The 8415-nt window shown below is 45.9% G+C and carries 5 protein-coding genes; all 5 read right to left on the bottom strand.

Features of this window, described 5'->3' with window-relative positions:
* Positions 1-23: 23 nt before the first annotated feature.
* The 5 genes from NSB28_RS15880 to NSB28_RS15900 all read right to left on the bottom strand — a co-directional run bounded on the left by NSB28_RS15880 (position 24) and on the right by NSB28_RS15900 (position 8116).
* Positions 24-1673, bottom strand: a complete 1650-nt coding sequence (locus NSB28_RS15880) for a hypothetical protein (protein WP_109747478.1) — start codon at positions 1671-1673, stop codon at positions 24-26.
* 34 nt (positions 1674-1707) lie between these two features.
* Positions 1708-2793: a hypothetical protein gene (locus NSB28_RS15885; protein WP_109747477.1), complete on the bottom strand. Its 1086-nt coding sequence runs from the start codon at positions 2791-2793 to the stop codon at positions 1708-1710.
* A 91-nt stretch (positions 2794-2884) separates the two neighbouring features.
* Positions 2885-5845: a glycoside hydrolase family 3 C-terminal domain-containing protein gene (locus NSB28_RS15890; RefSeq protein ID WP_109747476.1), complete on the bottom strand. Its 2961-nt coding sequence runs from the start codon at positions 5843-5845 to the stop codon at positions 2885-2887.
* Between the two features lie 250 nt (positions 5846-6095).
* Positions 6096-7412 carry an ATP-binding protein gene (locus NSB28_RS15895; RefSeq protein ID WP_109747475.1) on the bottom strand — a complete coding sequence of 439 codons (1317 nt, stop codon included), beginning with the start codon at positions 7410-7412 and terminating at the stop codon, positions 6096-6098.
* A complete protein-coding gene (locus NSB28_RS15900) occupies positions 7409-8116 on the bottom strand; it encodes a LytR/AlgR family response regulator transcription factor (RefSeq protein WP_109747606.1) in 708 nt (235 codons plus the stop codon). The genes NSB28_RS15895 and NSB28_RS15900 overlap by 4 nt, the downstream gene beginning before the upstream one ends.
* Between the last annotated feature and the right edge of the window lie 299 nt (positions 8117-8415).

Here is an 8415-nt window from a genome sequence, read left to right on the forward strand (position 1 = left end):
TCCGTTATTTTTCCTGATCGCTGCTACAATGCCATCATAATGAGCAGGGCTGCAGATACAGCGCACCATACCAGCTGAGGCACTCCAATACGAGCTATCAGCCCCCGGCTTTCCTTCTCATTTTTTCTGGCAGTTAGAGTTACAAGTACATAAACAATAGTTCCCAGGGCCGCTCCGGCTGCCAGATTCGACAGCAGGAAAGTGCCTGCCACTGTCATAGCAAACGGCGCTGTCTCTTCGATACTCTTCCAGCTGATATCCATACAGCCTGCTGCCATGGACAGCCCCACCAGGACCATCATTATATCTGCTACCACAAATCCCGTCTCTGCCATCAGCTGCATTACCGTACCGTAATGACCATACAAGTTAAAGCTTATATTGTAAGAAAAAGCTGTTGCAAAGATAAACGGGACAATCCATACAAATATGGAGATCAAAAATCCAATAGAGGCCACCACAGAGGCCAGGCCTGATTTTGCACCGTCCTTTACGGCCGCTACCGACTCCTTTCCAATACTGGCCGGCGCTGCACCTATCAGTGGCGCTGCGATATTAATAAGCGCATTGCAGAAAAGCGCTTTTTGCACCCCTTTTTGTTCCCCTGAATCGAATATTTTTGTTTCCTTTGATACTGTCTGTAGCACCGCCTGAGATTCATACATATTTAAGAGCAGAAACGTGAGTATCCCCACAGCAAAAAGCAGGACCACATTACCGCCAGCCTGGGTATATGCACTGAAGTCAGACCCCTTCGTAAGCACCCTTGTAAAAGAAAAGCTTCTGAACATAGCAGAAAGGTGTGTCTGCATGGCATCTTCACTCCCCACCATCCACAGACGGCCCCACAGAGAATCAAGAGTAAACTTCTTTGTATTCCAGTCAAAACATACTACAGCAATGCTTACAGCCAGAAAGAAAAATGTGCCGCCCATAAAAGAGATGAAATAAGGGCGTTTTACACGCTGGCGCACCGCCAGGAACAGGACCACGGTAAAAATCACCGCGATCGCCCCGATCAGAAGCAGAGGATGGTATTTATCGGAGGAATAAGAGTACCTGCTAAGAGCGACACCTCCGGATAACAGTACATTCTCATTGTCCAGCAGTCCATTGCTCCCTGCTCCGTAAATGCTGATATTACTGGTTCCAAGGTTTATAATACCTGTCAGCTGAATGGCAATCCATGACATAAGAAGTCCTGCCGCAGCCGGAAGCGCTTTTCGTACAGGTTCAGGAAGAGCCCTGAAAATAAACTGTTTTACTCCCGGTGTGATCACAAGTACTGTATACACGATTGAACTGACGAAACACACGAACAGCAGATTATAGTAGCTGAGCCCAGTCTCAATGCCGATCATGGACACCAGAACTGTGGATATCCCCAGGCCTGACACCTGTATCAGTGGAAGCCTGGCTACCAGGCCAATGAGAAGACTGCCTATAAAAGCAATGATCATAGATAAAAACCAGGTCTGTGCATAGTACTCGCCGTTTACTGCAATCTGCTGTGTATTTGCCGCTGTATAGGCGCCTGAGATACTCAGCTTGGCAATTAACTGCATGTTGATGAAAAGCCCGCAGACCGCCAGGAAAAACATTCCCAGTCCTGCAGCGATCTCTCCTTTCAGAGTGCCTCCTCTGTCTTTGTAATGAAAAAATTTGTTTAACATAATCTTCACCTGTTCATCTTTTTTTGGTCTTTGATCAATCGATCAACTTTCCCGAAATACCCTGCTCTGCGCTTGTGTCGATCCTGTCAGGCTGCTGTCCCGGGTTTGCTCCAGGCATGTCCTTAAGCTGAGGATCCTGCCACAGTTCAGTAGTCACATATTCAAATTCTTCCGCAGGCTCTTCATCTGTCAGGGTAATCTCCACCGGCGTGCTCACCTTTGAATCCAGGGTAAACTCATCCTTTGTCAGTGCCTGCGCCGTCACATAGTAAGTTCCGGCTTCCAGTTCATATGTATAGATATCATTTTTAAATGCAAAGGTCTTTTCACTTGCCCCAAAAGCACTGTCACCATCTGCCTCCGGATTTACTGCAGTATAGAAATGAGGCCCCTCTGAAGTACTCCATCCCCATATATAGATGACACCCGGAGGGTTCTTCCTGAGAGTATCCATCAGCGGCTCCAAATCCACTACATCTGTTAAAACCTCCTGGGTGCACTCTGCATCTGAGTAAAAAGTGAATTCCATGCTGGGCATATACTGGGTAAAAGCATAGTCACACAGCGTCCACCAGTCCACCACCAGTTCTGCCTGGTTTCCGCTTGTCATCACCAGCATTTCCGGACGTTCCAGAGTCTGTCCCACCCCATACTGCACTGTCAGCTTCACTGGATCAGGATTTTTAATATCTGTTCCGGCAGGTGCAAAGGCTGTGAGGTTAACATGATAACTTCCCCAGGCCGCTTCCGAAAGATCAAGAGTTCCCGTGATCGTCCCCGTTGTTCCTCCTTTGATGCGTTTCGAACTGGTAATGTATTCGCCTTCTTCATTTCCTTTCTCATCCAGAGCGTAAAAGCGTACAAAATAATACCCAGTTCTATCGTCTGTTGCTGTAAAGGAATATTCTCCTGTATTTGGATCCATCACAAAATCTGTTGGGGCTGATAACTGATCCTGTAAATCTTCCCCATCTGCTTCTGTCTGGGCAGCCGTTTCTGCGGCGTCTTCCGTTATTGCTTCTGACGCGGCCTCCGTGCTTTCCTCCGCGTAAACTGTCAGGGACATACCTGCTGTCAGACTGGCACACATAAGCAGTGCCAACATTTTTTTCCTGTTCATAGAGTTCTCCTCTCCTTCCTTAAAGTGCAGCTGCCCCGCTGCCAGCCATGAGGCAGCGGTCAGCCGCAGTTATAATTGCTTACTCTTTGTCCTATTCAGCCTCAGATGCGTCTGAAGATCCGCAGTACTGATAAAGTGCGTCACGCATTACATTGTGGAGCATATAGCGTGCATATACAAATTCTGTAGGATCTCCGTAAGCTTCCACGGTTGCTGATGAATTAATATAATTGCTGATACTGAGCATGCTTCCCTCTATGCAAAGCATTGCCTGAGGACTGTTGTACACATCGCCTGCAGCGCCGTCCCCGTCTGTGATCAGCATTCCATGCCAGCCCCATTCGTCTCTCATCATAGTCTTGTACATTCCGTAGTGGAACCAGCTCATACCTATGCGGTTCAGAGAACCCATCACACCGTCTGCGCCATATTCTTTAATGCTGATCTCATAAGGTACCATATAGATTTCACGGATAGCCTGTTCATTTGCCCAGGTGGTATTTCCTCCGCGGTTTGTATCGCCGTCATTCAGTGAACAGTGTTTTATAAATACATTAGTGCCTGTAGACATGATACCTGCTACAGCGCTGCCCCCAATCTGTCCGGAGAGCAGTCCGTCCTCAGAGTAGTATTCAAAGTTACGTCCGCCGAAAGGAGAACGGTGCATATTCATAGCCGGTGCATAAGCACAGCCTATGCCGTAAAGTACACACTGGTTTCCATAGGAGACTCCCTGGCTGTTTGCCAGATCCCTGTTCCATGTAGAAGCGATTGTAACTGCACATGTAAACCAGGTACCGCCGCTGTACTGTCCATTTCCAGGTTCTCCAGGTCCGTCAACTGCGATTTCTTCCTTCTTATCCACACTGTTTACAGCTGCTACTTTCCATCCTGCATTTCCCTGAACCTCAATAGCTTCCGCCATAGAAGTCTCAGATGCCAGCATATCCCAGATAGCCAGTCCTTCTTCTGTATCAATAGGTACATTTACCATATCTGCACAAGTCAGTTTATGGTAGCTGCCGTCTGCTGGTTCTTCCGCTGTCACTACAGGCAGCCCGCTCTCAGTCGTCTCGCCTTCGATCACATAGTATGTCTGGTCCCACAGAGGATCTTCCACTGCAGCTGCATCCTGTCCGTCCGGTGTACTCTCTGAGAACGGCATCATATTATTTCCATGCGCATACAGAGTTTCTGTAATAGAAGTTTTTTCACCTTTTTTATATGTTTCAAATGTATAATCATAGCTGTCTGTTCCTGTAAGAGCCAGTACCGCTGCTATACCGTCTGATACTGTCTCATTTGGCTCTTCATTAGATGTATGCTTCATGATCTCTGCCATACCGCCTGCGATATCATTTCTTGACAGATAACCGTCCAGCATATTTCCATCGCCAGCAGTTACATCGTCCATGGCGTTCTTTGCTACAGACACATCAGAGGCTCTTGCTCCTGCATATTCTGCCTCAGCCACGTCACCGCTCTCATCATAGATGATAGACGCGGCCAAAGCCGCTTCTACAGTTGCGCTTGGGGCATTTTCGCTGCCTTCTTCTCCCCACTGGTGGGCATCCTTCTGGACATTAAATTTGTAATCACCTTTTTCCAGCACGTAGCAGCCCTGGCCGAAATTATCAAAGGAAGCCAGATTATCTGTATCAAATTCAATGGTCACTTCCTGGGAAGCGCCTGGTTCAAGTATATCCGTCTTGTCAAATCCCACGAGGACAACCTTGGATTTTTCCAGTCCCACTCCTTTGATACCGAAATTTTCAGTGTCTGTCTGGTAAGGAGCTTCCATATAAAGCTCTACCACATTCTTGCCTGCCACATCTCCAGTATTAGTAACCTTAACTGTAACACTGTTTGTTTCATGGGCTTTCAGACTGATCTGAGAATCTGTGATCTCTTCAGTAAATTCGGTATAGGAAAGACCATAACCAAATGGATACTGGACTACCTGCTCATATCCTGCAGCCGTGCCGTTCTTAAACTCATGGCCCGTGAACTCGTCTGCGTCAAAATAGCCGACAGCATCTGCTGTTTCATAGTAACGGTAACCCACGTAGATACCTTCCTCATACTGGTAGAAAGTCTGGTTATCCGCATTTGCGTAACGGTTATCATCTGTATTGTAATATGTCGGATTGGTTGTCATATCATATGCATAAGTGTCAACAAGACGTCCGGAAGGGTTGGTCCGCCCTGTCAGGATAGTTCCCACACCTACCACACCGGCTTCACCGGGATGTCCGATCCACAGGCAGGCATCTACGTTATAGTCTTCTGAATCCACAAACCCTAATTCCATAGCCGTGGCGGAGTTTACAAGCACAATGGTATGTCCGTAATTCTCTTTGCAGAAGGAGAGCAGATCCTTTTCTTCCTGACTCAGTTCCAGATATGTAGATCCTGTCAAAGTGCTTCCGTCTCCGTCATAATCCATGGAAGGAGAGGCCCCCTCCGCCCCGGAACGCGAAAATGTTACAATTGCATAATCCGTATATCCATCAGCTGTAAGTGCGTCTTTTCCATCCTCATACACATCAGCGCTAAATTCATGTATGGTGCTGTAACTTGTCCAGTCTCCTGCCGAAGACCCGAACATATCATCTCCTCCTGCGCCGGCTCCTCCCGGATCAGAGGCAGCATCATTTCTTGTTCCTCCGCACTGATCCTCCAGCCAGCTCCAGCCGTCCGCATTGACATCAAGCCCGGCCTCAGCAAAAGCGTCATTCATCATAACCGTATTCTCATCGTCTTTGCCGCCCGCAGATCCTGTGCCGCCTTCCACATAATTGTAAGACATTGCGCCCAGGACCGTCACCTTAGTCCCCTCTGCCAGAGGCAGGCAGTTCTCCTTATTTTTCAAAAGAACAGCCCCTTCTGCCTCCAGCTGAACATTCACATCGTAACCTTCTGCATAACAGTCATCCGCAGTCATAGTACCCTCTGCCAGAGCTGTTACGGAACTTGTTCCAATCAGTGACAGTACCATTGCTGCCGACACCGCCATACTTGAAACTTTTCTCCTCAAGTTACACTTTTTCATGTAATTTTCCTCCTTTTTACTACCTTTTCAGGTTTTCATTTTTGTTGTGATTAATATATCACTCAACTTACAGCCGTGCCGTTATTTACATAAACTGCACATTTTTTTCACAAACTGCAGACTATATTGTGTTTTTTAATAATTATTTAATTCCTTTTTTATGCATTATGCACAACAAAAAACACCCTGACAGAGATACGCTGATGTCCAGCCACCCTGTCAGGGTGTGTATTCCTGAATAGTTACAATTTTAATTCTTATCTGCTCTGGGAATCAGTATCTTTAATTCAAACCAGTTATCCTTCTGGCTGATGCTGACCGCCCCCTCATATTTACTGACCGCATATTTAATACTTCGAATACCGAAACCATGAAATTCTCTCTTTTTTGTTTTGGTTGTAACCGGCACTCCATCTCTCATATCCAGTTTCCCTTCAAAATAATTCTCAAACCGCAGAATAACAAAATCCTTCTGAGAAAAGATTGCCACATGGATCAGTCTTTTCTCCGGATCGTCCACCTTCTTTTCATATTCAATAGCATTGTCAAGTGCATTGCCCAGAATACTGCAAATATCCATAGTGTCCATAAAATTCAGCAAAGTCCCGTCCGCCACACAGTTCATAGTAATTCCATACTTTTCACAGGTAACACTTTTGCTTGTCAATATCGTATCAACTACCTTATGACCTGTCTTATTCTGCATTTCATACTGGCGGATCTCCTCCTCCATTTGGTTAAGAAAAGCATTCCTCTTGTCCACATCCTCCTCCGCCCGCAGCACCCCAATCTGATGTTTCAGATCGTGGTACTTGTAATTGATCATGTCAATACTCTCCTTCGACTGCTGATACTGGAGATACTGATTCTGCACTATATTCTGCATCACCTCCAGCTCCTGGCGCGCCCGCATCTCACATCTCTGTACATAATTGGCATATACCATTGCCACGCCTGCAAAGCCCACAATAGTCCTGATACTGGCGACAGCCGGCCCATCTGAGCTGGAAAACAATGTAGTTACAGGAAGATAATTAATATTGCTGACCGCAAATATAGCTCCGGCAATAAGCGCAGCCGCCAGTAATTCTCCGGGCTTTATATTCAATATCCTGTCCGGATTTTTGGGAAGGCTCCAGAGTCTCCAGGCTGTCAGATAAATTACCCCGTACACTGCCAGCAGCACAAGGTATTCTATCAACACTGAAGTATTGTCATATAAAAAGTAACAATAGCACTGCCATTCCAGTGAAGCTGCAAACTCGGCAATGATAAAGGCCTGAAGTCCGCAATAGGCCGCATCGTACCAGCTTCCTCTGATACAGATCCGGAGATAAATAATCATCCAGACTATAGCTGCCAGCATGCAGGGCACCCAAAGCCACAGCTGGATATTCCTTGTAATGATCAGAAAAAGTGACTGCCATACCAGCATCAATACAGTAATACCCGCCAGCTTTAATTTATCGAGCCGCGGTTTCAAATTTAATATAAAGACCATACATGCCGCAGTCTCGGCAAGAGCCGTAAAAAAGCGCGGAATATCCGGCAAAGCATTGTTCATCATCTCACCTCGCTCCAGTAATTGGTCAGGGCCTCCATAAAAAGTGCTTTTCTGGACCGGCTCAGCAGCAGTTTCTCACCACGTACCACTGCACAGCCATCCTGTACACTGTCTACATGGGCTAAATTAATCAAATACCCCTTATTTCCACGGACAAAATTGTATTTTCCAAGGCTGTCCTCAATTTCTTTCATAGTGCCGGCGGCTTCATAGTCTCCCGGGCTGGTATGATATATCAGAGTATGGCCCTGGCTTTCAATATAAAAAATATCTGTCACACTGATGCGAAGCATTCCTCCCCTGATGTTGACCAGAATGTTTTTTCTCATTCTGCGCTGTATCTTGTCAATAGCACGGTTCAGCCGTTCCGAAAAAGCAAAGTATGAGATAGGCTTGACTATGTAATCAAGAGCCTCCACCGCATAACCGCGGATAGCATATTGCCGCATATTTGTGATAAAAATGATGAGCACTTCTGAATCTACTTTACGGATTTCCTCCGCTGCAGACATGCCATCCATAAATTTCATCTGCACATCCATCAAAATAATATCATACTGCGCTTTATAATTATAGACGATCCCATCACCATCAGAGAAATAGGAAATCTCAAAAACTTCCTTCTTTTCTCTTTCAAACTGATGCAGAAATCCTTTTAGCTGTTCAGCATAAGTCTCCTCATCCTCCACGATTGCGATCCGTATCATTTCTTTTCCCCCATGTCCCTTTTTCTTCAGTATATTTGTAACACAATTATACATGAAAAGAGAGCTTTTGGGACAAAATTATTTCAGAAATAAAAAAAGGCCTCCCATAATCCAGGAAGCCTTTTAATATTATTCAGTATGAAATATTATTTCTCTGTTTCTGTTTCAGTCTCGTCAGCTGCTTTGTCATCTGCTCCATCTTTTGTGAAGATATAAGCATATTCCCACTCAGCATCGCCGTCACGCTCAATGTGGTCTTCTGAGTAACCCAGTATGAGCTGTCCGTCTTTGTTCATTCC

The organism is Murimonas intestini (assembly GCF_024622195.1).
Lineage (GTDB): Bacteria > Bacillota > Clostridia > Lachnospirales > Lachnospiraceae > Murimonas > Murimonas intestini.

Excerpts from the sequence above, each read along its gene's own strand:
- NSB28_RS15880 (WP_109747478.1), bottom strand. The coding sequence starts at position 1,673 with ATGTTAAACAAATTTTTTCATTACAAAGACAGAGGAGGCACTCTGAAA.
- NSB28_RS15885 (WP_109747477.1), bottom strand. The coding sequence starts at position 2,793 with ATGAACAGGAAAAAAATGTTGGCACTGCTTATGTGTGCCAGTCTGACA.
- NSB28_RS15890 (WP_109747476.1), bottom strand. The coding sequence starts at position 5,845 with ATGAAAAAGTGTAACTTGAGGAGAAAAGTTTCAAGTATGGCGGTGTCG.
- NSB28_RS15895 (WP_109747475.1), bottom strand. The coding sequence starts at position 7,412 with ATGATGAACAATGCTTTGCCGGATATTCCGCGCTTTTTTACGGCTCTT.
- NSB28_RS15900 (WP_109747606.1), bottom strand. The coding sequence starts at position 8,116 with ATGATACGGATCGCAATCGTGGAGGATGAGGAGACTTATGCTGAACAG.